Below are 21747 nucleotides of genomic sequence, written 5' to 3'. Positions count from 1 at the left end.
TAGGAGTAGGGGTCAGCCCTTTCCGCTCCGTGACAGCGTATGAGCTACAAGCCCGGTAGCGGCAGGGTTTCTCGGCAATTCGACCAGTCCGATGGGAGCATTGCGGCAGATGGGACAAGCGAGACCTATTACCATCCTTACCCATGACGGAACCCTCCGGCGGGAGCACTGACAAGCCCAGACGCCCGGTAGTGGTGCCCGCCGTGGCATTGGTGGCGGTCACAGCCATCGGTATCACCGCCCTGCTGGGCGGTCTGGAGGAGCGGCCCGACCCGGCGCCGCCGCAACTGAAGCCCGGGCAGGTCCTGGACCAGGGGCAGTTCGACACGCAGGTCATCGAGTCGAAGATCACGTTAAAGCCTGCCGAGAACGAGTTCGCCGAGGACAAGCGCTACCTCGACGTGGTGTTCAAAGTGACGAACAAGACCGACGAAACCATCCACGTGGGCGGCCTGCCCAGGGACAAGAGCGGCGGCTTCAGCTTCGGCAGCACGCTGCTGAGGATGAACCCGGAGATCAAGTCGAAGTGGGGGGGCCAGCTCTTCGTGCTCTCCAAGGGCGTCGAGTCCTCCCAGCTGCACCCGGGGATCGCGGCCACCGTGGTGGCGCGCTACGAGCTGCCGGGCACGACACCGCCGCCCAAGCAGGTCAGCTATGACATCGGCAAGTTCGAGCTGCTGCGCAACGGCCTCACCGACACGTCCGCGTGGTTCCTGGAGAGCGAGCCCACCGACGTGCTCGAGGACAAGGAAGGGGACAAGGTGGTCGCCAAGATCACCCTGCCGGTCCGGACGCAGGGGGCGTGATGACCGCTACCGAGCAACGCTCCGTCGCGCCACGCGGCGCCCGGTCCCGCAGGCAGGCGACCCGCGGCGGGGGCGGGGCGAGGGCGCTGCACGTCATCGCGGGACTGGTGCTGGCCGCCGGAGCCGTCGCCGTCCAGTCGATCTATCTCTCCGGTGACGATCGGGGCATGCCGCTCACGTATACCGGGGCCAAGGGGGAGAACGTCGACGCGGGCCGCTTCTCCGTACGGGTCCAGAACGTCTCCACGGCGAAGACGATCAAGGCGGGCGACGACACCATACCGACGGAGCAGCTCTTCCTGGTGGTCGAGGCCGCGGCCACGGTGCCGAAGAAGCCGCTGCACCTGGGCAAGCCGACCCTGCTGACCGCCGACGGCAAGAAGTTCACCGCGACCGACAAGGTCGACAGCGAGAAGACGCTCGCGTATCCGTGGATCCAGCCGGGGTGGTGGACCACCGGCAGGTTCGTGTTCGAGGTGCCGGCCTCGGCGCTGCCGGGCGCGCAGGCCGTGTTCGAGCTGCCGGTCGCCGCCCTCTACAGCGAGCCGTTGCCGCCGGAGGCGCAGATCGACCTCGGCATCGACGAGGCCGCCGCCAAGCAACTCACCTCCTCGCCCGCGGAGGTCTTCGACATGGACGAGAAGAAGAAGTAAGGCCATGAGCCAGAACGAACCCGACCGCGACTGGTTCGCGCCCCCTTCCGGCCAGCCGTCCCAACCTCCCCAGCCCGCCCACCCCGAAGACGCCGGCGAGCCGCCTCCGGCCCGCGCACCGCGGCACGCGCAGCCCGGACGGCCGCAGCCTCCTCAGTACGGCCAACCGCCACAGCCCCGGGCACGGGGGCAGCGGCCGCAGCCCGTCCCCATGATGCCGCCCCGGCGCAGCGACGATCCGCACCCGGACCAGCAGGTCTGGCCGCCCGCCCCGCACCCCGACCCGCCGGGCGGCGAGACGCAGCCCCTCCCGGCCGTCCCCAGCGCGGGCCCCGTGCCGCGCCGGAGCATGGGCGCGCACACCCTGGGCAACTCGTTCGGCGCGCAGGGCGACAGCCCCCGGAGCCCGCGCGAGTCTCCCCCCGTCCAGCCGCCCGTCCCGCCCCCCGTCCAGCCGCCCGTCCCGCCGCCCGTCCAGCCGCCCACCTCGCCATCCAGCGAGCTGCCCGCCGAGCCGCCCGCCTCGCCACCCGCCGAGCCGCCGGCCGCCGGCCCACCGGCCGCCGCACCGACGCCGCCGCGCCGGACGCGTACGCTCCTGCTCGGCGTGGGCGCGCTCGTCGCCTTCCTCGTGGGGGTGGGCGCCCCGACCGTGGACGCGTTCATCTTCTACCGCAGCGGCCAGCCGTCCGACATCGAGCACGTGGTCCCGAAGGGCGGGGAGCTGGCGTTCGAGCACGTGTCGTGGAAGGCCGCGATCGAGCCGATGGAGGCGCCCAGGACCACCGCGCCCGACAGGCAATGGCTGAAGATCATCATCACCAGGAAGGGCGTCGACGCCACGGGCATCAAGCTCACCGGCAAGCCCGAGTTGGAGCTGCGGGACCGCGAGGACCGCTCCTGGCAGGTGGAGGTCGCGGAGGACAACGTCGCGATCGACGACGCCGTGGTCGGCAAGCCCTACACGTACGAGGCCGTCGCCGTCGTGCCGAAGGCGGTGGCCGGCCAGGTGGAGCTGCACCTCAGGCCGAACACCACCTACCTGTCCGACACGCCGACCGACCAGCTCCTCGCGGTCCCGACGGACCCGGCGGAGCAGGAGAAGCGGAAGCACAAGGACGTGCTGGTGTTCAGGCGGTGATGTCCTCGCCCCGGAGCCGGGCCCTGGTCGCCGCGATGTCGAACGCGGCGGCCAGCACGCAGTAGCTCAGGCAGGTCACCAGCAGGTCCCCGATGAAGACGACGGGCTTGCTGGCCACCAGCCACATGTACTCGACGTCGGAGCCGATCAGCGTGCGCACGGCCCGGTCCAGGTACTGGCCGCCCACGTGCAGCCCCGAGTACAGCAGGCACGTGAAGCCGAACAGCGCCATCCCGCCCCTGATCGTGATCCGGAAGGCGTTGACCACGGGCACCCAGCGCTCCATGAAGCCGCCGATGGCCCGGTCCACGGCGCGCTGGGTGACGTCGTGGGTGCCCTCCAGCTTGTCCATGCCCTTCTCCAGCCGGGTGCCGCGCAGGGCCCGCCGGGCGTCGTCGATGGAGGTGCCGAAGATGAGCACGGCGATCGCCAGCCAGGTCAGCGGTACGGCCAGGGCCTCGATGACGTGCGGCCACATCTCCCCCACCCAGCCCCAGAAGGCCTCCCACCCGGGCACGTTCTCCTTCGCGTGCTCCCACGCCTCGGTCGCGCCGCTCACGACGGCCCGGTGCGAGGCCCAGTCCCCGCGCAGCTGGGTGAAGGTGAAGATGGCGTTCAGGCCGCAGAAGACGAACGCGAACTCGGCGAAGGCGGAGGCGACCCCCGCGAACTTCCCCGAGCCCTTCTCGACCATCCGGGAGAACAGCGCCCGGAGCCCGAAGGTCACCACCATGGCGCCCAGCGAGACCTTCCAGTCCAGGCCGACCAGGCCCATCCCGTACGTGACCTCTTCGTCGGTGCCCTTGGCGACGTTGTTGAGCACCGTCGTGTAGAAGTCGTCGTCCAGGTTGTGGAAGCGGTCCATCGCGTAGAAGTCGGCGGCGTCCCGGTAGTACAGCTCCCAGGCCAGGTAGATGACCGCGAAGGCGGGCGCCACCCGGTTGAGCGAGACCCAGAACCGCTCGTCCTCCTGCCCGTCCTGCCTGCGGGCCCGGGTCTCCCACAGGGCGTTGCGCAGCGCCAGGAACATGCCGGTGGTGACGGTCATGGAGATCAGGATCACCACGGTCACCAGCGCCAGCGTCGCCACCAGGCGGGCCTGCCACCACGACCCGTGCGAGATCTCGGTGGCAACGTAGATCACCACCCAGCGCACCAGCTCGCCGACGGAGAACCAGAGGATCAAGGGCAGGGCGCACTTCCCCGCCAGGCGTAGTGCGTGCAGGGGCAGCGAGTACGGCGACGGCATCCGCTGAGCCGGCGTAGGCCCAGGTCGCGGGGGCGCCATCACACCTGACGAACCGGACATCTGTGGAATCGTATCGGTCTGTCCCTCGTACCGCAGCCGCAACTCCCGAAAGCGCTCTACCAGCACCTTGATCCCGGACGGGCACGTGTCACCGCCTGCGCAGTGACAAATGGATTATCCGCCGCGAAAGGCGGCCCCGAAGCCCTGCACGTGCGGCAGCATGACGGTATGGATCCGCAACCCGCGATCGACACCGATCCTCGCCTGGTGGGAGATCGATTGCGGCGGCTGCGACAGGCGCGCGGCGTCTCGCTCTCCGAGCTCGCCAAGCGCGCCGGCATCGGCAAGGCGCTCCTGTCGAGCGTGGAGACCGGCAGCCGCAGCCCCACGCTGGAGACGCTCTGGGCGATCACCGCGCAGCTCGGGGTGCCGATCGGGGCGATACTCGACGCGCCGCCCGAGCCGCAGATCATGCGCGGCACGGCGATGGAGGCCGAGCTGCTCGAGGTGTTCGAGGACGACCGCGTCACGTACGAGCTCTACCGCGTACGCGTCCCGCCCGGCCTCACCCAGACCTCCCCCGCCCACCACGAGGGCGTCAGCGAGCACGTCACGGTCTTCACGGGCATCCTCAGCGCGGGCCCCATCCACGAGCCGCTCACGGCCCGGCCGGGCGACCACATCTCGTGGATGTCCGACGTGCCCCACGGCTACCGGGCCCACGGCCCCGACATCGTCCGGGCCACCCTCCTCATGCGCTACCCGGTCAAGCCGATCTGAGCCGGGCGGCAGGTGCGGCACGGGCGGTAGCCCGCGGCCCTGGCCTGGGCGATGCTGCGGAAGCCGTGCCGGTGGGCGGGCGTGATGCGCCGGGCGTTGTGGCAGGTCGGGAAGCAGACCACGCCGGTCGTGTCGCTGGCCAGGTAGAACACCCGCTCCCCGGCCAGCGCCCGGACCCGGTCCAGGTCGACGCCCTCGGCCAGCAGCAGCCGCTCCTTGGCCGCCGAGCCGAACACGTAGTCGCCCGCGACGCCGTCCGACCTGGTCACCCGGTGGCACGGGATGAGCAGCGGCACCGGGTTGCGGCCGAGCGCCGTGCCCACCGCGCGCACGGCCTTGGGCCGCCCGACGCGCGCCGCGATCCACGAGTAGGGCCGTACCTCGCCGCGCGGGATGGTCCGCGCCGCCTCCAGCACGTCGCGCTGGAAGTCGCTCATGCCGCGCAGGTCCAGCCGCAGCCCGGACGTCCGGCCCGTGCGCAGCGCGGGCAGCAGGCCGGCGGGCGGGCGCGCGGCGGGCAGCAGCGGGCGGCCGAACCGCTTCCTGAACGTCTCGGCGAACCCCTCCCCGGCGTGCACGTAGGCCACGCCCTGGTCGGTGAACGCGACCGCGAGCTCCCCGATCGGCCCCGGCACGCGTACCCAGCGGGCCGCGATCCGGTCGAGCAGCCCCTCCGGCGGTTCGGCGGCCAGTGCCGCGAGTCCGGCGAGCAGTGGATCCTGGGTCATCGGGCACCTCCCAGTGCGCGCAACCGCCTCAGCCCTCGCGAGACGTGCGATTTGACCGTCCCCTGCGGGATCTTCAGCACCATGGCGATCTCGGCGACCGGCAGGTCCACGACGTGCCTGAGCACGACCGCGGCCCGCTGCTCCGCGGGCAGCAGCCCGAGCAGCTCGGCCAGCTCGTCGCCGGTCTCCCGGCGCACCGCCGCCGCCTCGACGTCCTCGTTGGGGTCGACGGCCTCGATGGGTTCGTCCCGCAGGTCGGGTGGCGGCTTGCGGGACTTCGTACGGGCGCAGTTGCGCCAGATGTTCATGAGGATCGTCATCAGCCAGGCGCGCGGCTGGAGCTCGGCGACCCGGTCGCGCTCGTAGCCGGCCAGCGCCCGGTAGGCCCGCAGGAACGCCTCCGCGGTGAGGTCCTCGGCGTCCGCCCAGCGCCCGCTCAGCCGCAGCGCGGTCGAGAAGACCAGGCCGCGGTAGGTGCCGTAGAGCTCGGCGAACCCTTCGTCGAGGTCGTCGAGCAGCGCCTTGCGCACCGGGTCGAGACAGTCGATTTCACTCACGTCCACTACAACACCGGCGGGCCCGGACCCGTTGCACGCAAGAGGCCCGCGTCCGGCGGACGCGGGCCTCTTTCACGTTGTCTCGGGTCAGACGGCCACCGCGAGCTGGGCGACCTCGCCCAGCTTGGCCTCGACCTGGACGTCCCGGGTGACGCCGCCGCCCGCGATGATGCGGACGGTCCAGTCACCGGGGGCGGCGAAGAAGCGGAAGACGCCCTCGTCGGACACGACGACCTCACCGGTGAACTCGCCGGAGTGGTCGAGCAGCCGCGCGTAGGCGGTGCCGGCGCCGGTCACCACACCCTGGATCACGGCCTGGTTGGACAGATCGATCCCGGCCGGCAGCGCGATGGTCTGCTCCGGCGCTCCGCAACCCTGTGCTGCAGTCGACATCAGCGGGCCTCCCCCAGCTCGATCGGCACGCCCACGAGCGAGCCGTATTCGGTCCACGAACCGTCGTAGTTCTTCACGTTGGACTGCTCGAGCAGCTCGTGCAGCACGAACCAGGTGTGCGCGGAGCGCTCGCCGATGCGGCAGTAGGCGATGGTGTCCTTGCCGAAGTTGACGCCGGCCTCCTGGTAGAGGGTGCGCAGGTCGTCGTCGGACTTGAAGGTGCCGTCGTCGTTGGCCGCCTTGGACCACGGGATGTTGCGGGCCGTGGGCACGTGGCCGCCGCGCTGGGCCTGCTCCTGCGGGAGGTGGGCCGGGGCGAGCAGCTTGCCGGTGAACTCGTCGGGCGAGCGCACGTCGACCAGGTTGAGCTTGCCGATCGCGGCCACCACGTCGTCGCGGAAGGCGCGGATCGCGGAGTCCTGCTCCTGCGCGACGTACTGCGTCTTGGGCCGCTCGGGCACGTCACGCACCAGCTCGCGCGAGTCGAGCTCCCACTTCTTGCGCCCGCCGTCGAGCAGCTTCACGTTCTGGTGGCCGTAAAGCTTGAAGTACCAGTAGGCATAGGCCGCGAACCAGTTGTTGTTGCCGCCGTAGAGCACGACGGTGTCATCGTTGGAAATGCCGCGGTCGGACAGCAGGGCCTCGAAACCGGTCTTGTCCACGAAGTCGCGGCGCACCGGGTCCTGCAGGTCCTGGCGCCAGTCGACCTTCACGGCGCCACGGATGTGGCCCTTGTCGTAGGCGCTGACATCCTCGTCGACCTCGACGAGGACGACTCCGGGCGTGTCGAGGTTGGCCTCGACCCAGTCGGCGTCCACCAGGGCGGCGGAGCGGCTCATTGGGATACCTCCATTTTGGCGGCGGGCAGTAGACGGCGAATGAGCAGGTACATCTCGCAGCCAAGGCAGAATCCGAAGGCTGCGTTGAGGAAGGCGGCGAGAAGAGCCGCCGCCGTGGCCACCAGGGCCAGCGGCGTGATCCCGGCGAGGTATCCGGCCAGCCCCGCGACCGCGAAGACCAGCCCGACCCCCTGGGCGAAGCGGGGCGGGCGGGCATCCTCGGTCACCTTGGGAGTGCCCCGGACGAGCGCCTTGAAGAGCATCGCGTACGGCGAGCGCCATGCCGCGCCGATCGCGAAGACCACCGCCTGGACGGCGAGCAGCCAGGAACTCTCCGTCACCAGGACGGAGGCGAGGACCAGGGTGGTTACGGCCGCGCCGAAGCGCAGCGCTCTAGGATCGGCACGCATCGCGGGATGCTCCTGAAGGGGTCGATTTGGGGCGGATCTGGTGTCCGCGCGAGATCGTCCTCAGGCAGCGCGACAGAGCGCGGTGGCCACGCGGCAGAAATCAACCGCGCGCCGCTTCGTGAGCAGCTCTGTCGACGGGTTCATGGCCACGACACTACTCGGCGTCTCGTCATCTGTCACATCTCGTCCGGTTGGTGAGACAACTTGTGAGACGGCTCACAGACGGGAATCCGGTACGGCAGCCGCCAGCGCGGCCAGGACGTCGGCCTTCCGCGGCTGGCCGGCGGCCTGCTTGACGATGGTGCCCGCGGCGTCGAGCACGAGCACGGTGGGCGTGCGCATGATGTCCAGCCGGCGTACGAGGTCGAGCCGGGACTCGGCGTCGATCTCGACGTGGGCCACCCCCGGCACGAGCGCGCTCACGTCGGCCAGCACCCGGCGGGTCGCCCGGCACGGCTGGCAGAACGCGGTCGAGAACTGCACGAGCGTCGCCCGTTCCCCCAGCCCGGAGCCGAGGTCGGCGGCGGACAGCCGCCCGCCGCCCGCCTCGCGTACCCGTCCGTCGCGGCGCAGGCGGACCACCCCGATCACCGTCCCGAGCGCCAGCGTCGCCAGCGCCACCCACAATCCCGTCATCGTCAGGTGCAACCGCGCGGCACCGCGTTTACTTCCGCGCGCTCGTCGGGATCACTTCCGCGTCCATCTGGGGTCAATTCCGCGCCTGCTTCCGCAGCGGCACCTCGACCAGCACCTTGCCGGCCCCGTCGACGATCTCGAACCTCGCGATCTCCCGCATCGTCTTCGTCGTCTCCCGCCGGAAGACCGCCCGGTCCTGGTAGGCCTCGCGGCTGACGACCCAGCTCTCCGTGGGCTCGCGCGTGCCGTCCACGCCGACGACGACCAGGCTGCAGGTCGTGTCGACCGGCACGCCGCTGACCCGCACGCCCAGCTCCGTGCCCGCGTCCGTGGGCCAGGCCAGGACGGTGGCGCGGTAGTCGGCGGCCCTGTTCGCGCCGGTGAACTCGCGGCCCTCGGCCGCCTTCAGCGGCTGCTCCGAGGGCGGGAGATCGGCCTGCGTCTCCGGCGCGGAACTCTGGGCCGGGCTCTGGGAGGGAACCACCTTCCGGGACGGCGCGGTGCTCCTCAACGGCTGGGCCAGCTGCGCGGAGCTCTGGTCCTGCTGCGCGCGGGTGTCGGACTCCGCCGACCCCGCCGACCGCGCCGCCGCGGGGGCCGCCGCCGAGCTCTCATTGGCCGACCTGGTCTGGATCGCCGTCCACACCGTGCCGCCCACCACCAGCACCGCCGCGGAGGCGGCCACGGCCATGAGGATCCGGCCGCGCCTGTTCCGCCTGACGCGGTCGTTCAGCAACCGGTCGAGCACCTGGCGCGGGGGGCTGGCCACCAGCTCGACGTCGCGTTCCGACACCTTGCCCAGGAACGAGGTCACGCCTTCGAGCTCCAGCAGCTCGGCGCCGCACGCCTCGCAGGTCGCCAGGTGGTGGTCGATCTCCAGCGCCTCTTCCGGATCGAGCGCGCCCAGCGCGTGGGCGCCCAGCGCGATCCGCACCTCCTCGCACGTCATCACGGTGCCAGCCCCCGTTCCTCGAGCGCCAGCTTGAGCGCGCGCAACGCGTAGTACGTACGGGACTTCACCGTGCCCGGCGGTATCCCCAGCGTCGCCGACGCCTCCTTCACCGATCGCCCCCGGTAGTAGACCTCCAGCAGCACCTCACGGTGCTCCTGCCGCAGCGCGGCCAGCGCCTCGGCCACCGCCCACGACTCGACCGCCCGCTCCAGCTCGTCGTCGGCCGGCAGGACCGCCAGGGCCTCGTCGCCGATCTCCGGCGGCCTGGCCTTCCTGGCGCGATGCTGGTCGACGACGAGGTTGCGGGCCACCGTGAACAACCACGCCCGGATCGGCCGGTCAGACAGGGCGTCGGGATGCCGCCAGGCCCGCAACAGGGTCTCCTGGACGACGTCCTCGGCCTTGCCGGAGTCACCGGTCAGTCGCAGAACGTAGCCGTAGAGCGGCCCGGCGTGCTCGTCGAAGAGGGTCTTCACAAGTTCCTCATCGGCGGTGCCCGCTGCTCTCACGCTCTCATCACGTACGGAGGGACGGAGCGGTTCAACCTCATCCACGGATCGGCACGTCAGTCGCCTCGGCCGAGAACTCCAATCCCTCGGCCACGCTCCTGACCCTGGTCACCTTCACGTCGAAGGGCAGATCGCCCTTGAACGGGATGGTGTAGGAGACGAGGCGCGCGAACTGGTCGGGCACGCCCTGGATCTTCTCCGCCTGGATCCTGATGCCCCCGTCGGCGATCACGACCCGCATCTCGGCGTTGAACTTCACCTTGTTCACCCCCATCATCACCTCGCCCGACGCCGTGAGCCGCTGCCCGTTGCCGCCGATCTTCACCCCGCGCGGGGCGTATTTGTCGATGGTCGCCCTGGTGAGGGTGCCGCTGATGGCCACGCGACCCGCCCGGATGTTGGCTCTGTTCTGGATGATGTCGGCCAGGGGGGCCGTGACGTCGTAGGCGGCGCCCCGCAGGTTCCGCACCGGCACGTCGCCGTAGGTGAACGTGCCGAGATTGAACCGTACCTCCGGATAGCGGCCCGAGAGGGCCTGCGTGAGAAATGGGATGCCCTCAATTGTCACGGTCGGTGTGCCGGAGAGATCGGAGGCCGCCGCGATCCTGTTCGCCAGATCCCGTTCGACCCCGGCCGCCGCGACCCGATCGACGGCGACAAGGAGAACGATGAGCACGATCAGGAAAATGATCAGCTTGCGCATGGGGCTCCCTGTCTTGAGCGGGGGTCAAGAGCCTACCGACTGGCCTGTCTCATTCCCCCGCGATCCGCCCGCTCACCCGGTGGCGCCGCCGGCCGCTCAGCCACCCGCGAACGGCGGCAGCACCTCCACGGTCGCGCCGTCGCCGAGGATCACCTCGTCATGAGCGCGCTTCCCGACCGGGGAACCGTCCACGAGGAACGAACAGCGGAGCATCACTCGCGCCAGATCTGCACGATTTTGTGTGATTTTCGTCATTAGTTCACCAAGAGTGACCGCTTCGAACGGTTCCTCCGCGACACCCGCCGCCTCCTTGGCCGCCGCCCAATAACGTATCTTTCCTGTGGCCATGCCTGCCTCACAATCGGTTTCCGCTCTATTGTGCGGCGCCCTTAACAAGCTTGTTCCAGGAGACGCGCTGTTCACCTGGTGGACGCGCAATGGACGCGACTAACTCGTGGGATATCCTCCCTACAGGACCTGGGCGACGTAGCCCCCGGGTCCTTGCGTGTTTGAGGAGGCCGTAATGAGCAACCTGCTCCTGCTGACCAACGCCCTCGAGCCGTCCGCCGAGGTGCTGCCGGCGCTGGGGTTGCTGCTCCACTCGGTCCGCGTCGCTCCCGCTGAGGCGTCCGCTCTCATCGACACCCCACCCGCCGACGCGGTCATCGTCGACGCGCGCAAGGAGCTCGTGCAGGCCAAGAGCCTCTGCCGGCTGATCCGCACCACCGGCATCGACTGCCCTCTCCTGGTCATCGTGACCGAGGGCGGGCTGGCCGCCATGACCGCGGAGTGGGGCGTGGACGACGTGCTGCTCGACAGCGCCGGACCGGCCGAGGTGGAGGCGCGGCTGCGCATGGCCACCGGCCGCATCTCGCAGGCCGCGACCGAGGACGTGCCCGACGAGATCCGCAGCGGCGACCTCTCGATCGACGAGGCCACCTACACCGCGCGGCTGCGCGGCCGGGTGCTCGACCTGACGTTCAAGGAGTTCGAGCTGCTCAAATACCTCGCCCAGCACCCCGGCCGGGTGTTCACCCGCGCCCAGCTGCTGCAGGAGGTCTGGGGCTACGACTACTTCGGCGGCACCAGGACGGTCGACGTACACGTGCGGCGGCTGCGCGCCAAGCTCGGCACCGAGTACGAGTCCCTGATCGGGACCGTCCGCAACGTCGGCTACCGCTTCGTCCCCGACCGCACCGACACCGCCAACGTCTGATTGACAGCCGGTTCCCGCTGCGCTCCACTGATGTGACAGGTCGTCGTACGGGCTGAAGCACGCCTGTCATGTCGAGGACACCGCCGTCCCAGATTGGTGGTGTTCGGGGTGGGTCTGTTCAGGTCGCTGGTGGACGAGGGCGCCCGTCCGCGTGTTTACCGCCGTAACGAGGTGATTTGCTCGCCATTGCGGCCGGCCAACCGCGTTTACGTCATCGACTACGGCTACGCCCGCGAATACGGCCCCAGCGGCGAGCGCGAGACCGTGCACGACCTTCGGGGCGACGGCGACCTCGTCGGCGAGCTGGCCTTCTGGAGCCCCGCCGACCGCGTCAAGGTGGACGCGCTGACCGAGGTACGCCTCTGGCCCATCGACCTGCGGCGGCTGCGCGAGCACGCCTCCGGCAGCACCGCCGTGGGGAACGCGCTGATCCAGGAGATGTTCGCCAGGAACATGGCCGCCCGCAGGCACGAGGCCCTGGCCCGCGCCCCCGTCGCCGCCCGGCTGGCCGTGTGGCTGCTGCACCTGGACGAGCGGTACGGGCTGGCCTCAGAGTCGGCGCCCCCGCTGTCCATGGAGACCCTGGCCGATCTCGTGGGCAGCTCCCCCGACGTGGTGCAGCGCCAGCTCGGGGAGTGGGTGCGGCGGAGGTGGCTGGTCCGGCCCGGCTACCGGCGGCTGCGGATCGCCGACCCGTCCGCGCTGCGGGCCGCCGCCGGGAGCTGGGAGCACCTGTCGGCGCCCTGGGAGGGGCGGGTGACGCCGTTCCTGACCCGGCCCGGCGGCCCCGCCGAGCCGCTGCCGGCGATCGAGGTGCCGAAGCCGCGCCAGCTGCCCGCCGCGGTGCCCGACTTCACCGGGCGCCAGCAGAGCCTGGACCTGCTCACCGCCTGGCTCGATCGGCCCCGGCGGACGAACACCATGGTCGTGCAGGGCCTTCCCGGCGTGGGCAAGACCGCGCTCGTCACGCACTGGGCGCACGTGCACGCCGACCGGTTCCCCGACGGGCAGATCGTCATCGACCTGCGGGGGCAGTCTCCGAGCCTGCCGCCGATGAACCCCGCCGAGGCGCTCGGGCAGATCCTGCGCTCGCTCGGCGTCGGCGAGCACATGCCGGCCGCCGACGAGGCCGAGCTGATGCTGCTCTACCGCAGCCGGATCGCCGGGCGCCGGCTGCTGCTCATCCTCGACAACGCCGCCGACCCCGCGCAGGTGCGAGCGCTGCTGCCGGGCAGCAAGGACTGCGTGGTGCTGGTGACCAGCAGGACGCGGATGGCGCCGCTGCGCGCCACCGGGCACGCCGACCTGATGGACCTGCCGGTGCTCGATCCGGGCAACGCGGTGGCGCTGCTGGTGGGGGTGCTCGGGGAGGACTCGCCGCGGGCCGCCGACCGGGACGCGCTGGCCGAGCTGGCGCGGGTGTGCTCGTACCATCCGTTCGCGCTGCGGATCTCGGCGGCCAAGCTGGCCGAGAACCCCGGGCTCAGCGTGCAGACGCGGGTGCAGGAGCTGCGCCGGCCCGACCGGCTGCTGGTGGGCGATCCCGAGGAGGCGTTCAGGTCGGCGCTGGACCTGGCGTACGAGTCGCTGAACCCGGCGCAGCGGCGGGCGTTCCGGCACGTCGGGCTGCTGCCGGGGCGGGACTTCACGCCGCAGGTGCTGGCCGCGGCGCTCGGCGTGCCGGTGAGCGAGGCGGTGATCGCGGTGGAGGGGCTGCACCGGGCGTACCTGGTGGAGCCGCTGCCCGGGCCGCGCTATCGGGTGCACGACCTGGTCAAGCGGCTGGCCAGGGAGCTGGGCCGGCACGCCGAGGCGGGCGTGCGGGAGGCCAGGGCGCGCCTGCTCGACCACTACCTGGCGATGGCGACCGACCCCGGCACGCCGCGCGAGTGGTTCGAGGCCGAGCGGCGCTCGCTGGTCTCGGCCGTGCGCCTGGCCGAGGAGAGCGGCGCGCAGGGGATGGCCTGGCGGCTGGCGGAGGCCGTGTTCGAGCCGTTCCGGCGGCTGCGGTACTACGAGAACAACCTGGAGGTCCAGCAGGGCGGCCTGACCTCGGCGATGCAGGTGAGCAACCGGCGGGCCATCGCGCAGATGCGCAGCAACCTGGGCTCGATCCACCGGGACATCGGGCCCTCGACGCTGGCGGCCCGGTTCATCGGGGAGGCGCTGGCCGACTTCGCCTCGCTCGGCGACGGCGTGGGGCAGGCACGCGCGCTCAACGACCTGGCCGAGGTGCACGGGATCGCGGGCAACAGCGAGGACGCGCTGCGGTACGCCGGTGAGGCGCTCGACCTCTACAAGGGGATCGGCGACCTGGCCGGGGTGGCCAGCTGCCTGCACACGCTCGCGCGGCTGCACCTGTCCCAGGAGCGGTACGAGCTGGCCCTGCAGCACGCCGGGCAGGCCCTCGACGTGCGCGAGGAGCTCGGCGACCGGCGCGGCACCGCCCAGAGCCTGATCATCCTCGCCCGCGTCCAGCAGAACCTGGGCGAGCCGAACGCGGCCCTGTCGGAGGGGCTGGAGGCGCTGTCGATCTGCCACGAGCTGGGCGACGAGCACGCCGAGGCCGAGACGCTGCTGTGCCTGGCCGAGATCTACGACCTGCTGCGGCTGCAGCACGACGCGCAGCGCGACGCGGAACGGGCGCTGGCCGGGTACACGGCGACCGGCGACCAGTACGGCTGCGGCCGGGCCCTGTGCGCGCTCGGCCGCATCGCGCGCAACGGCTCCCGGTACGACGAGGCGCTGGCCTACTACGAGCAGGCCCTGGCCGTACAGGTCGAGCTCCACCACGAGCAGGGCAAGGCCGAGACCCTGGGCGACATCGGGCTGGTGCACTGGCGGCTGTCGGACTACCTGCGGGCCGACGACTACCTGAACCAGGCGCTGACCATCAGCCGGGTGATCCGCGACGAGCCGGTCGAGGCCCGCATGCTCAACCGGCTGGCGCGGGTGCGGCGGCGGCAGGGACTGCCGCAGGTCGCCTTCGTGTACGCGCTCGAAGCCCTGGACATCGTGCAGGGCATGGGGAACCGGCGGGCCGAGGCCGACGTGCAGGAGACGCTGACGTACACGTACCTGTCGCTCGGCCGGCACAAGTCCGCGCTGCGGGCGGCCAGGGCGGCGCTGGCGATCAGGGAGGAGCTGCGCGACAACCGGGCCAGCGCGCTGCTGTCGATGGCGCAGGCGCTGCACCCGGCGGGGCGGGCGGCCGAGGCCCTGGAGCTGGCCAGGCAGGCGGTCGAGCTGCAGAACGAGAGCGGCACCAGGGACCGCTGGGCGGCGGCGCTCACCACCCTGGCCATGGTGCTGCTGGACCTGGACCGGGCGGACGAGGCGCTGGTGTACGCGCGGCAGGCCAGGGACGTGCACCTGGAGTGCGGGACGCGGCGGGACCTCGGGTGCGCGCTGCGGGCGCTCGGGCTGATCTCGGCCAGGCTCGGGCGGCGGGGGGCGGCGGTGGCGTATCTCCGGGACGCGGTGCGGACGCTCGAAGAAGTCGGCGATGTTTTCGAGGCCCAGCAAGTGTCGGAGGAACTCCGGGATTTCACGTGAATCGCCGATAAAAGTCGTGAAATCTCGGTATTGAGGTCGCAGATCTTTTCTGGATTGCCCCGTTAGCTGGTGACACCAGCTACTCCAATCGGAGGTGATCCGGATGCTCAAGAATCATCTGCGTCGAGACCTGCAGTGGTTGAAGCGACAGGCGCGCAAGGACAGGCGGATCACCGTCGCGCTGCTCGCCTGATGGCAGCCTGGGCCCGCCAGCTCTCCCCGGGTGAGGGGCCGGCCGGGTCCCCGGTGCTGCTGGGGCTGTCGTTCGCGCTGCTCATGGGGTCGGGGACGGCCTGGCTGCTGTCGGCGTACTTCGTCAGCAGGAGCCTCCGGGTGCGGCGGGAGCCGGCGGAGGAGCTGCGCTGGATCTCCCGGATCAGCAGGGGCAAGGAGTGGGCGGTCTGCTCGCTCAGCGCCTACGTGGCCTGGCACCTGCTGCAGTTCGTCACGGCGCTCATGCTGGGCTGACCGGGAGCGACCGCGTGGGGGGCCGCTCCCGGTCCACGAGGCCGGCGGCGGGGCGTCGCCTCAGGACTGGGGCCGGGGTGGCGCCCCGCCGTCTCTCACCCGGGCAGGCGGGTCCGTTCGAGGGACTCGACGCGGATGCCGGTACCGGTGTGCACGAACTGGACGATCTCCGCCGTGGGGAGCTCGGGCACGCCGAAGTCGGCGTCCGCGTGGGCGTCGCACCACGCGACGATCTCCCGCGGGTTCGCGAGCGGGCGGGCGAAGTGGACCAGGCTGACGTACCAGCGGTCGCGTACGCGGCCGTGCTCCAGGTCCCGGATGCCGCGCGACTCCATCGCGTGGGCGAAGCGCTTGCGCATCGTGACCAGGGCGTCGTCCTCCGTCCGGGCGCCCACCAGGACGCCGCCCTGATGGGGGCTCACGCCGGACAGGCGCAACCTGACCGGGGGCAGTCCCTCGGCCGCCTCGGCCAGGGCGGCGGCGTACGCGCGGCGGAGCGGGTCGTCCTCGGGGATGCGGGCGCGGTAGGGCTCCAGGGACCGGAGGGTGACGTGCAGGGTCCGGCCGCCGTGCACCCAGTGGCCGAGGGCCGGGACGGTCGCGGCCAGCTCCGTCATGCGGTCGACGACCTCGCCCTCGGGGCGGAGCACGGCCGCGGCCCCCCAGCGCCTGGCGCCCTCCACCATGGGGTCGTCATGGGTGGCTGCACCCTCCAGAAGGGCTGCCCGGCCTCTCGCTCGGAACTCGGCAAAATCGGACATTCGAGCAGTATGCCAGGATCATGTCCGCGCGACGGCCCCTCGATCCGCAGGTGGGCCGGGGTCAGGGGCGCAGGCCGTGGCGGACGATGGTGAGCATGCGGGCTCTGGCGGACGGGTCGGGGGCGTGGCGTTCGCGGTCGATGCAGCCCGTCAGCAAGGCCTTCACGTCGGCGATGTCGGCGTCCTCGCGGATCGTGCCCGCCCGCTGCGCTCCCTCCAGGAGGGCCTGCCACGCCCCCATGACGTCGTAGCGGCTCTCCGCCGCCACCGCCTCGAAGTCGAACCCGGCCCCGGCCAGCGCGTCCACCAGGCCCTTGTTGGCGGCGCCGGCCCCGACCATGGCGGCGAAGAAGGCGAAGAACGCCTCCTCGGGCCTCTCGCGCTCGGCCAGGTCCGTCGCCTGCCGTACGAGCTCCTCCATCCGGCCGAGCAGGATCGCCTGGAACAGCGACTCCTTGGTCGGGAAGTGGCGGCTGACGGTCCCCGTGCCGACGCCGGCGCGGCGGGCGATCTCGTGGACGGGCACCGACAGCCCCTCCGCGGCGAAGGTCTCGGCCGCCACCTCCAGGACGCGCGCCCTGTTGCGCTGGGCGTCGGCGCGCAATGGCCTGCTCATCCGGGTATCGCTCCAAGCTCCGTAGACAAACGGGATGGACGTCCCGTATATTCGAGCTAACCGGGACGGCCATCCCGATTCTATCCCTCCTGACTTAGGACACGCCATGCGTATGGTCAAACTCGGCGGGGGCCTGGAGGTCTCCGCGCTCGGCCTGGGGTGCATGGGGTTGAGTGAGTTCCTCGGCCCGACCGACAGGGACGAGTCGCTCGGCACGCTCAGGAAGGCCGCCGAGATCGGCATGACCTTCCTCGACACCTCCGACTACTACGGGATCGACTTCGCCAACGAGCGGCTGATCGGCGACTTCCTGGCCGGGTGGAAGCGGGACGAGGTGGTGGTCGCCACCAAGTTCGCGGCCGTCCGGGCTCCGGGGACCGGGGAGCTCGTCGGCGTACGGGCCGATCCCGCGTACGTACGCACCGCCTGCGAGGCGAGCCTGCGCCGCCTCGGCGTCGACCGCATCGACCTCTACTACCTGCACCACCCCGACCACGTCACCCCCGTCGAGGACACGGTCGGCGCGATGGCCGAGCTGGTGCGCGACGGGCTGGTCGGGCACCTGGGCCTGTCCAACGTCACCGCGGAGCAGCTGCGCGCCGGGCACCGGGTGCATCCGATCGCCGCCGTGCAGAACGAGTGGTCGCTGTTCAGCCGGGACGAGGAGGAGTCGGTCGTGCCGGTCTGCGCGGAGCTGGGCATCGGCTTCGTGGCGTACGCGCCGCTCAGCCGCGGCTTCCTGACCGGCCGCCACACCTCCACGGAGGGGCTGGCCGAGGACGACATGCGGCGCGGCCTGCCCAGGTTCGACGCCGCGAACGCGCCGCACAACGCCGCCCTGCTGGCCCCGGTACGGGAGATCGCCGAGGCCCGCCGGGTGACGATGGCGCAGGTCGCGCTGGCCTGGCTGATCCACCGGCAGCGGGCGCACAGCATCCCGGTCGTGCCGATCCCGGGCACGCGCAGCCAGGCGCGGCTGCTGGAGAACGCCGGCTCGCTGGAGATCGAGCTCGCGGAGGAGGAGCTGGCCGCGCTCGGCCCCATCGCGGCGCGGGTCGCGGGCGACCGGATGCCCCCGCCTCCCGAACTCGGTCACGACGCGTGAACCGCCCCCGCCTCCCGAACTCGGTCAGGGTGCGTGGATCAGGGCGAGCAGGGCCGGGATCCAGTGCTCGCCGTAGCGGTCGCGCAGCTCGGGGCGGCGCCAGTCCTCGCCCGTGACCCGGCCCCGGCAGAGCGCGGTGCCGCAGCGGCAGTCCAGGGTGAAGCCGGGCTCGGCGGTGCTGGTGGCGTAGTCGTTCGTCACCTCTTCATCCGGGTGCAGGTCGCGGCGGGCGGCCAGGGTGTAGGGGCCGGTCCACCACAGGTTCGGGTCGCAGCTGTGGTTGCTCTTGCCGATCGGCCGGCCCGGGGGAAGGACCAGGTGGCGGTCGGCGGCCACGGTGATGGTGTCGACGTATGGCCGGCCGGGGGCGGCGAACAGCTCCGCCAGGCGCTCCCCGGTCACCAGGCGGCCGCCCAGCCGGGCGACGACGGCGCCGGCCGGGATGGGCGCGGTCGCGAACAGGCCCTCACCCTCGATGGGCGAGGGGCGTACCTCCAGGTGCGGGTGCAGCCGGCAGTCCGGCTCGGGTTCCTCCAGCATGAGGCCAGCATCTCCCGATCAGTCGCGCCCGGGGAAGGCCGCTCTGTGCGGGCCGGTGTCCGGGTCGAACTCGTGGCGGATCCGCGCGCAGTCGTCGAGCAGCGATCCCTGCAACAGGCTCAGCTCGGCCTGCCGGGTCTGCCGGAACTCCATCACCAGCCGGCGCTGCTGGTTCTCCCCCTCGTCCAGCGCCGCGCACAGGTCCTCCAGGTCCTCCCGCCGGCCCCCGCCGACCTGGAGCATCCCGAAGTCGCGGAACGCGCGCCCCAGCGCCGCCAGCTCGTCCGCGAGGGGTCGCGGCAGGTCGGCGCCGCGCTCGCCGGGCAGGCCGCGTACGCCGGAGACGAGGTCCAGCAGCCCCCTGGCCAGGCTCCTGAGCTGGTGGCAGGCGTGGTCGAGGCAGGTGGCGGCCTCGGCCACCTGGCGCAGGCGGCGGTCGTAGCGGCGGCGGCGCGGCGACAGCCGTACCGACTCCGCCGCCTGGTCGGCCGCCGACTCCGTGTCCTCCAGCCGCTGCGACAGGCTCCTGGCGCGCTCCAGCCAGTCGCGGGCCATGTCCTGGGTCCAGCGCCCCTTCAGCCCGCGGGACATCTCCTCGGCGAGGTCGGCCAGCTCGGCGGACAGGCCGCACAGCTCCTTGCCGGCCTTATCCACGAAGCGGGGCGGCAGGACCAGGAGGTTCGCCGCGATCCCGATGCCAGCGCCCAGGAGCACGTCCGAGAGGCGCTCGAAGCCGTACGTGCTGCCCAGCGCGAACACCAGCAGCGCCGTGATCGGGATCTGCACGTTCTGGGCGGGCAGGTTCAGCAGCCGGGTCAGGACCAGCCCGGCCACCACGAGCACGGCCAGCGTCACCGCGTTGGCGCCGATCAGCCAGATCAGCACCGTGGCCGCCCCCACGCCCACGACCACGGCCAGGATCTGCTGGGCCCCGCGCACCAGCGTGCTGTACGCGGTCGCCGACACCGTCAGCAGCACGCCGACCGGCACGAGCACCGGCAGGTCCACCTTGAGCACGTACGCCGCCAGCCACCACCCCAGCGCGCACGCCCCCGTCACCTTGACCGTCTGGGCCAGCGCCTCCCGCTCCATGCGCAGCCAGCGCCCGACCCCCATGCTCCGCACCATGGCGAGCGCCGACGCCCCGCCCGACACGATGCGTTCGAGCGGGGAGCCGGCCGCCGCGCGCCCGCGTCCCGTTTCGGTCTCCATACCGGATGAGCTGCCCTTTTGCGCGGCTGATAGAGCTGCCCGCAACCGGGTAGCGGCAGGCTGCAGCGAGGGGAGTATGTCTGATGTCCGGCGATCTGATCGTTCCTGACGCCGCTCTCGGCGTGGTGGTGTTCGTGCACGGCAGCGGCAGCAGCCGGCACAGTCCGCGTAACCGCTACGTGGCCGGCGCGCTCAACGAGGCGGGGCTGGGGACGCTGCTGTTCGACCTGCTCACGCCCGAGGAGGAGGCCGACAGGGCGAACGTCTTCGACATCGGGCTGCTGGCCGGGCGGCTGCTGGAGCGTACCTCCTGGGTGCGGGAGCAGCCGGAGGCGGCGGGCCTGCCGATCGGCTACTTCGGCGCCAGCACCGGCGCGGCGGCGGCCCTGTGGGCGGCGGCCGAGCCGGACAACGAGATCGCCGCGATCGTCTCGCGCGGCGGCCGGCCCGACCTGGCCGGGCCCCGGCTCGCGGCGGTGCGCGCGCCGACCCTGCTCATCGTGGGCGGCCGGGACCCGGTGGTGGTGGAGCTGAACGAGGAGGCCCAGCGGCACCTGCGCGCGGACGGGAGGCTCACCGTGGTGCCCGGCGCCACCCACCTGTTCGAGGAGCCGGGCGCTCTTGAGGCGGTAGCCGACCATGCCGGAGACTGGTTCACGACGCACTTCGCCGGCCCCAGGGGGCACCTGTGAGATGGTCCACCGTCTGCCTGGAAGCGGCGGACGGGCCCGCGCTGGCCGCCTTCTACCGCGAGTTGCTCGGCTGGACGGTCAAGGCCGAGGAGCCCGGCTGGGTGCTGCTCGCGCCGCCGGACGGCGGGCCGGGGCTGTCGTTCCAGAGCGAACCCGGCTACGTCCGGCCCACCTGGCCGGCCCGGCCCGGCAGGCAGCAGCTGATGATGCACCTCGACATCGAGGTGGACGACCTGGACGGGTGCAGCGCCCGGGCCGTGGAGCTGGGCGCCACCGTGGCGGACTACCAGCCGCAGGATGACGTCCGCGTGCATCTCGACCCCGCCGGGCACCCGTTCTGCCTCTGGGTGAACACCTCTCTCTGAAGCGGTCAGCGGCCTCGTGCGGTGATGGGTTCGGCGCCGGTGGCCTCGGCCGTCAGGCGTTCGTAGACCTCGGCCGCCGTCGTCTCGCAGCCCAGCCGGTGGCCGGTCAGCTCGCCGTGGTCGTCGCTGGATCCCGTCACGGCCAGCCCGAGGTCGCGGGCCAGGGCGCGGACGTGCTCCCGGGCGGCCGCGTCGTGGTCGAGGTGGTCGGCCTCCAGGCCGAAGAGCCCGGCGGCCGCCAGCTCCGCGATCCACTCGTCGGGGACGACCTGGCCGCGCCCGGCCGCCTTCGGGTGGGCCAGCACCGGCACCCCGCCGGCCGCCCGGACCAGGCGTACGGCCCGGTCGGGGGCCAGGGCGTAGCGGGAGACGTACGCGCGCCCGCCCGCCCCGATCCACTCCGGCGTGAACGCCAGCGCGGGCTCGGCGATCGCGCCGGCGGCGACCATGGCCCGGGCGATGTGCGGTCGCCCGACGGGACCGCCCGCGGCCAGCTCGGACACCTGCTCCCAGGAGACCGGCACGCCCAGCTCGGTGAGGCGCTCGACGGTCACCCGGGCGCGGACCACCCGGGCCTCCCTGATGCGGGCGCACTCGGCCGCCAGCTCCGGCTCCGCCGGGTCGAACAGGTAGGCCAGCAGGTGGATGCTCCGGCCGCCGCGCCGGCAGGACAGCTCCATGCCCGGCACGAAGGTCAGCCCGGCCGGCAGCGCCTCGACGGCCTCGGCGTGCCCGGCGACGGTGTCGTGGTCGGTCAGCGCGAGCACGTCGAGCCCCCGCTCGCGGGCCCGGCGCACCACGTCGGCCGGGGGCTGCGTGCCGTCGGAGGCGCTGCTGTGGCTGTGCAGGTCTATGCGCATC

Annotated in this window: 27 protein-coding genes; 10 read left to right on the top strand and 17 right to left on the bottom strand. The window is 72.0% G+C overall.

What is annotated here, in order from left to right:
- The first annotated feature begins 143 nt into the window (after positions 1-143).
- The 3 genes from ACBJ59_RS49335 to ACBJ59_RS49325 are packed head-to-tail and all read left to right on the top strand — an operon-like array spanning position 144 to position 2600.
- The gene (locus ACBJ59_RS49335; RefSeq protein WP_375116955.1) at positions 144-806 is read left to right on the top strand and encodes a hypothetical protein; all 663 of its coding nucleotides are present in this window, start codon (positions 144-146) and stop codon (positions 804-806) included.
- The gene (locus tag ACBJ59_RS49330) at positions 806-1459 is read left to right on the top strand and encodes a hypothetical protein (RefSeq protein ID WP_375116954.1); all 654 of its coding nucleotides are present in this window, start codon (positions 806-808) and stop codon (positions 1457-1459) included. Before ACBJ59_RS49335 ends, ACBJ59_RS49330 begins: the two co-directional genes overlap by 1 nt.
- Before the next feature lie 4 nt (positions 1460-1463).
- Positions 1464-2600, top strand: coding sequence for a hypothetical protein (locus tag ACBJ59_RS49325; protein ID WP_375116953.1), 1137 nt, complete (start codon positions 1464-1466; stop codon positions 2598-2600).
- On the opposite strand, the gene ACBJ59_RS49320 is transcribed toward ACBJ59_RS49325, so the two are convergent.
- Positions 2590-3849 (bottom strand): hypothetical protein, encoded by a 1260-nt coding sequence (locus ACBJ59_RS49320; RefSeq protein WP_375116952.1) that lies wholly within the window; start codon positions 3847-3849, stop codon positions 2590-2592. The genes ACBJ59_RS49325 and ACBJ59_RS49320 overlap by 11 nt on opposite strands.
- A gap of 228 nt (positions 3850-4077) precedes the next feature.
- Here ACBJ59_RS49320 and ACBJ59_RS49315 point away from each other — a divergent pair, with 228 nt between their 5' ends.
- On the top strand, positions 4078-4629 hold the full coding sequence (locus ACBJ59_RS49315) for a helix-turn-helix domain-containing protein (protein ID WP_375116951.1): 552 nt from the start codon (positions 4078-4080) through the stop codon (positions 4627-4629).
- Here the strand turns inward: ACBJ59_RS49315 and ACBJ59_RS49310 are convergent.
- The 11 genes from ACBJ59_RS49310 to ACBJ59_RS49260 form a co-directional block, all read right to left on the bottom strand.
- Positions 4608-5357, bottom strand: a complete 750-nt coding sequence (locus ACBJ59_RS49310; protein WP_364119840.1) for a methylated-DNA--[protein]-cysteine S-methyltransferase — start codon at positions 5355-5357, stop codon at positions 4608-4610. The two genes, ACBJ59_RS49315 and ACBJ59_RS49310, sit on opposite strands and share 22 nt — an antisense overlap.
- Complete coding sequence (locus ACBJ59_RS49305; RefSeq protein ID WP_375116950.1) at positions 5354-5914, bottom strand: RNA polymerase sigma factor; 561 nt, start codon at positions 5912-5914, stop codon at positions 5354-5356. Before ACBJ59_RS49305 ends, ACBJ59_RS49310 begins: the two co-directional genes overlap by 4 nt.
- Positions 5915-6001: 87 nt before the next feature.
- Positions 6002-6307, bottom strand: a complete 306-nt coding sequence (locus ACBJ59_RS49300) for a DUF1416 domain-containing protein (RefSeq protein ID WP_364119846.1) — start codon at positions 6305-6307, stop codon at positions 6002-6004.
- Positions 6307-7146 carry a sulfurtransferase gene (locus ACBJ59_RS49295; protein ID WP_364119849.1) on the bottom strand — a complete coding sequence of 280 codons (840 nt, stop codon included), beginning with the start codon at positions 7144-7146 and terminating at the stop codon, positions 6307-6309. The genes ACBJ59_RS49300 and ACBJ59_RS49295 overlap by 1 nt, the downstream gene beginning before the upstream one ends.
- Positions 7143-7556, bottom strand: a complete 414-nt coding sequence (locus ACBJ59_RS49290) for a DUF4395 domain-containing protein (protein ID WP_364119852.1) — start codon at positions 7554-7556, stop codon at positions 7143-7145. Before ACBJ59_RS49290 ends, ACBJ59_RS49295 begins: the two co-directional genes overlap by 4 nt.
- Positions 7557-7616: 60 nt before the next feature.
- A complete protein-coding gene (locus tag ACBJ59_RS49285; protein WP_350668905.1) occupies positions 7617-7700 on the bottom strand; it encodes a putative leader peptide in 84 nt (27 codons plus the stop codon).
- A gap of 72 nt (positions 7701-7772) precedes the next feature.
- On the bottom strand, positions 7773-8192 hold the full coding sequence (locus ACBJ59_RS49280; protein WP_364119855.1) for a thioredoxin family protein: 420 nt from the start codon (positions 8190-8192) through the stop codon (positions 7773-7775).
- 73 nt (positions 8193-8265) lie between these two features.
- Complete coding sequence (locus tag ACBJ59_RS49275) at positions 8266-9141, bottom strand: anti-sigma factor family protein (RefSeq protein ID WP_375117057.1); 876 nt, start codon at positions 9139-9141, stop codon at positions 8266-8268.
- Positions 9141-9653 (bottom strand): sigma-70 family RNA polymerase sigma factor, encoded by a 513-nt coding sequence (locus ACBJ59_RS49270; protein WP_364119857.1) that lies wholly within the window; start codon positions 9651-9653, stop codon positions 9141-9143. The genes ACBJ59_RS49275 and ACBJ59_RS49270 overlap by 1 nt, the downstream gene beginning before the upstream one ends.
- A gap of 37 nt (positions 9654-9690) precedes the next feature.
- On the bottom strand, positions 9691-10356 hold the full coding sequence (locus tag ACBJ59_RS49265; protein WP_375116949.1) for a DUF2993 domain-containing protein: 666 nt from the start codon (positions 10354-10356) through the stop codon (positions 9691-9693).
- A gap of 96 nt (positions 10357-10452) precedes the next feature.
- Positions 10453-10704, bottom strand: a complete 252-nt coding sequence (locus ACBJ59_RS49260; RefSeq protein WP_375116948.1) for a MoaD/ThiS family protein — start codon at positions 10702-10704, stop codon at positions 10453-10455.
- 175 nt (positions 10705-10879) lie between these two features.
- Between ACBJ59_RS49260 and ACBJ59_RS49255 the strand changes: the two genes are divergently transcribed.
- From ACBJ59_RS49255 to ACBJ59_RS49245, 3 genes are all read left to right on the top strand, one after another.
- Positions 10880-11572 (top strand): response regulator transcription factor, encoded by a 693-nt coding sequence (locus ACBJ59_RS49255; protein WP_357891132.1) that lies wholly within the window; start codon positions 10880-10882, stop codon positions 11570-11572.
- Between the two features lie 108 nt (positions 11573-11680).
- Positions 11681-15127, top strand: coding sequence for a tetratricopeptide repeat protein (locus tag ACBJ59_RS49250; RefSeq protein ID WP_375116947.1), 3447 nt, complete (start codon positions 11681-11683; stop codon positions 15125-15127).
- A gap of 192 nt (positions 15128-15319) precedes the next feature.
- Positions 15320-15595: a hypothetical protein gene (locus ACBJ59_RS49245; protein ID WP_375116946.1), complete on the top strand. Its 276-nt coding sequence runs from the start codon at positions 15320-15322 to the stop codon at positions 15593-15595.
- 95 nt (positions 15596-15690) lie between these two features.
- Here the strand turns inward: ACBJ59_RS49245 and ACBJ59_RS49240 are convergent, their stop codons facing one another.
- Together ACBJ59_RS49240 and ACBJ59_RS49235 are read right to left on the bottom strand one after the other, a co-directional pair.
- Positions 15691-16356, bottom strand: coding sequence for a hypothetical protein (locus tag ACBJ59_RS49240; protein WP_375116945.1), 666 nt, complete (start codon positions 16354-16356; stop codon positions 15691-15693).
- 61 nt (positions 16357-16417) lie between these two features.
- A complete protein-coding gene (locus ACBJ59_RS49235; protein WP_375116944.1) occupies positions 16418-16972 on the bottom strand; it encodes a TetR/AcrR family transcriptional regulator in 555 nt (184 codons plus the stop codon).
- A gap of 106 nt (positions 16973-17078) precedes the next feature.
- Here ACBJ59_RS49235 and ACBJ59_RS49230 point away from each other — a divergent pair, with 106 nt between their 5' ends.
- Complete coding sequence (locus tag ACBJ59_RS49230) at positions 17079-18077, top strand: aldo/keto reductase (protein WP_375116943.1); 999 nt, start codon at positions 17079-17081, stop codon at positions 18075-18077.
- A gap of 24 nt (positions 18078-18101) precedes the next feature.
- On the opposite strand, the gene ACBJ59_RS49225 is transcribed toward ACBJ59_RS49230, so the two are convergent.
- Complete coding sequence (locus ACBJ59_RS49225) at positions 18102-18617, bottom strand: SET domain-containing protein (RefSeq protein WP_375116942.1); 516 nt, start codon at positions 18615-18617, stop codon at positions 18102-18104.
- Positions 18618-18635: 18 nt separating this feature from the next.
- The gene (locus tag ACBJ59_RS49220; RefSeq protein WP_375116941.1) at positions 18636-19829 is read right to left on the bottom strand and encodes an aromatic acid exporter family protein; all 1194 of its coding nucleotides are present in this window, start codon (positions 19827-19829) and stop codon (positions 18636-18638) included.
- Between the two features lie 83 nt (positions 19830-19912).
- Here ACBJ59_RS49220 and ACBJ59_RS49215 point away from each other — a divergent pair, with 83 nt between their 5' ends.
- Both ACBJ59_RS49215 and ACBJ59_RS49210 read left to right on the top strand, forming a co-directional pair.
- On the top strand, positions 19913-20521 hold the full coding sequence (locus ACBJ59_RS49215) for a dienelactone hydrolase family protein (RefSeq protein ID WP_375116940.1): 609 nt from the start codon (positions 19913-19915) through the stop codon (positions 20519-20521).
- Positions 20518-20886 carry a VOC family protein gene (locus ACBJ59_RS49210; protein ID WP_375116939.1) on the top strand — a complete coding sequence of 123 codons (369 nt, stop codon included), beginning with the start codon at positions 20518-20520 and terminating at the stop codon, positions 20884-20886. Before ACBJ59_RS49215 ends, ACBJ59_RS49210 begins: the two co-directional genes overlap by 4 nt.
- Positions 20887-20891: 5 nt before the next feature.
- Here ACBJ59_RS49210 and ACBJ59_RS49205 read toward each other — a convergent pair whose 3' ends face one another.
- On the bottom strand, positions 20892-21746 hold the full coding sequence (locus ACBJ59_RS49205) for a PHP domain-containing protein (protein ID WP_375116938.1): 855 nt from the start codon (positions 21744-21746) through the stop codon (positions 20892-20894).
- Between the last annotated feature and the right edge of the window lies 1 nt (position 21747).

The sequence above is a fragment of the Nonomuraea sp. MTCD27 genome (genome assembly GCF_041950495.1).
Classification (GTDB): domain Bacteria; phylum Actinomycetota; class Actinomycetes; order Streptosporangiales; family Streptosporangiaceae; genus Nonomuraea.
Note: the sequence above shows the minus strand (reverse complement) of the source record. Positions and strands in the feature narration are given on the sequence as shown.

Excerpts from the sequence above, each read along its gene's own strand:
- ACBJ59_RS49335 (WP_375116955.1), top strand. The coding sequence starts at position 144 with ATGACGGAACCCTCCGGCGGGAGCACTGACAAGCCCAGACGCCCGGTA.
- ACBJ59_RS49330 (WP_375116954.1), top strand. The coding sequence starts at position 806 with ATGACCGCTACCGAGCAACGCTCCGTCGCGCCACGCGGCGCCCGGTCC.
- ACBJ59_RS49325 (WP_375116953.1), top strand. The coding sequence starts at position 1,464 with ATGAGCCAGAACGAACCCGACCGCGACTGGTTCGCGCCCCCTTCCGGC.
- ACBJ59_RS49320 (WP_375116952.1), bottom strand. The coding sequence starts at position 3,849 with ATGCCGTCGCCGTACTCGCTGCCCCTGCACGCACTACGCCTGGCGGGG.
- ACBJ59_RS49315 (WP_375116951.1), top strand. The coding sequence starts at position 4,078 with ATGGATCCGCAACCCGCGATCGACACCGATCCTCGCCTGGTGGGAGAT.
- ACBJ59_RS49310 (WP_364119840.1), bottom strand. The coding sequence starts at position 5,357 with ATGACCCAGGATCCACTGCTCGCCGGACTCGCGGCACTGGCCGCCGAA.
- ACBJ59_RS49300 (WP_364119846.1), bottom strand. The coding sequence starts at position 6,307 with ATGTCGACTGCAGCACAGGGTTGCGGAGCGCCGGAGCAGACCATCGCG.
- ACBJ59_RS49295 (WP_364119849.1), bottom strand. The coding sequence starts at position 7,146 with ATGAGCCGCTCCGCCGCCCTGGTGGACGCCGACTGGGTCGAGGCCAAC.
- ACBJ59_RS49290 (WP_364119852.1), bottom strand. The coding sequence starts at position 7,556 with ATGCGTGCCGATCCTAGAGCGCTGCGCTTCGGCGCGGCCGTAACCACC.
- ACBJ59_RS49285 (WP_350668905.1), bottom strand. The coding sequence starts at position 7,700 with ATGAACCCGTCGACAGAGCTGCTCACGAAGCGGCGCGCGGTTGATTTC.
- ACBJ59_RS49280 (WP_364119855.1), bottom strand. The coding sequence starts at position 8,192 with ATGACGGGATTGTGGGTGGCGCTGGCGACGCTGGCGCTCGGGACGGTG.
- ACBJ59_RS49275 (WP_375117057.1), bottom strand. The coding sequence starts at position 9,141 with ATGACGTGCGAGGAGGTGCGGATCGCGCTGGGCGCCCACGCGCTGGGC.
- ACBJ59_RS49265 (WP_375116949.1), bottom strand. The coding sequence starts at position 10,356 with ATGCGCAAGCTGATCATTTTCCTGATCGTGCTCATCGTTCTCCTTGTC.
- ACBJ59_RS49260 (WP_375116948.1), bottom strand. The coding sequence starts at position 10,704 with ATGGCCACAGGAAAGATACGTTATTGGGCGGCGGCCAAGGAGGCGGCG.
- ACBJ59_RS49255 (WP_357891132.1), top strand. The coding sequence starts at position 10,880 with ATGAGCAACCTGCTCCTGCTGACCAACGCCCTCGAGCCGTCCGCCGAG.
- ACBJ59_RS49245 (WP_375116946.1), top strand. The coding sequence starts at position 15,320 with ATGGCAGCCTGGGCCCGCCAGCTCTCCCCGGGTGAGGGGCCGGCCGGG.
- ACBJ59_RS49240 (WP_375116945.1), bottom strand. The coding sequence starts at position 16,356 with ATGTCCGATTTTGCCGAGTTCCGAGCGAGAGGCCGGGCAGCCCTTCTG.
- ACBJ59_RS49235 (WP_375116944.1), bottom strand. The coding sequence starts at position 16,972 with ATGAGCAGGCCATTGCGCGCCGACGCCCAGCGCAACAGGGCGCGCGTC.
- ACBJ59_RS49230 (WP_375116943.1), top strand. The coding sequence starts at position 17,079 with ATGCGTATGGTCAAACTCGGCGGGGGCCTGGAGGTCTCCGCGCTCGGC.
- ACBJ59_RS49225 (WP_375116942.1), bottom strand. The coding sequence starts at position 18,617 with ATGCTGGAGGAACCCGAGCCGGACTGCCGGCTGCACCCGCACCTGGAG.
- ACBJ59_RS49220 (WP_375116941.1), bottom strand. The coding sequence starts at position 19,829 with ATGGAGACCGAAACGGGACGCGGGCGCGCGGCGGCCGGCTCCCCGCTC.
- ACBJ59_RS49215 (WP_375116940.1), top strand. The coding sequence starts at position 19,913 with ATGTCCGGCGATCTGATCGTTCCTGACGCCGCTCTCGGCGTGGTGGTG.
- ACBJ59_RS49205 (WP_375116938.1), bottom strand. The coding sequence starts at position 21,746 with ATGCGCATAGACCTGCACAGCCACAGCAGCGCCTCCGACGGCACGCAG.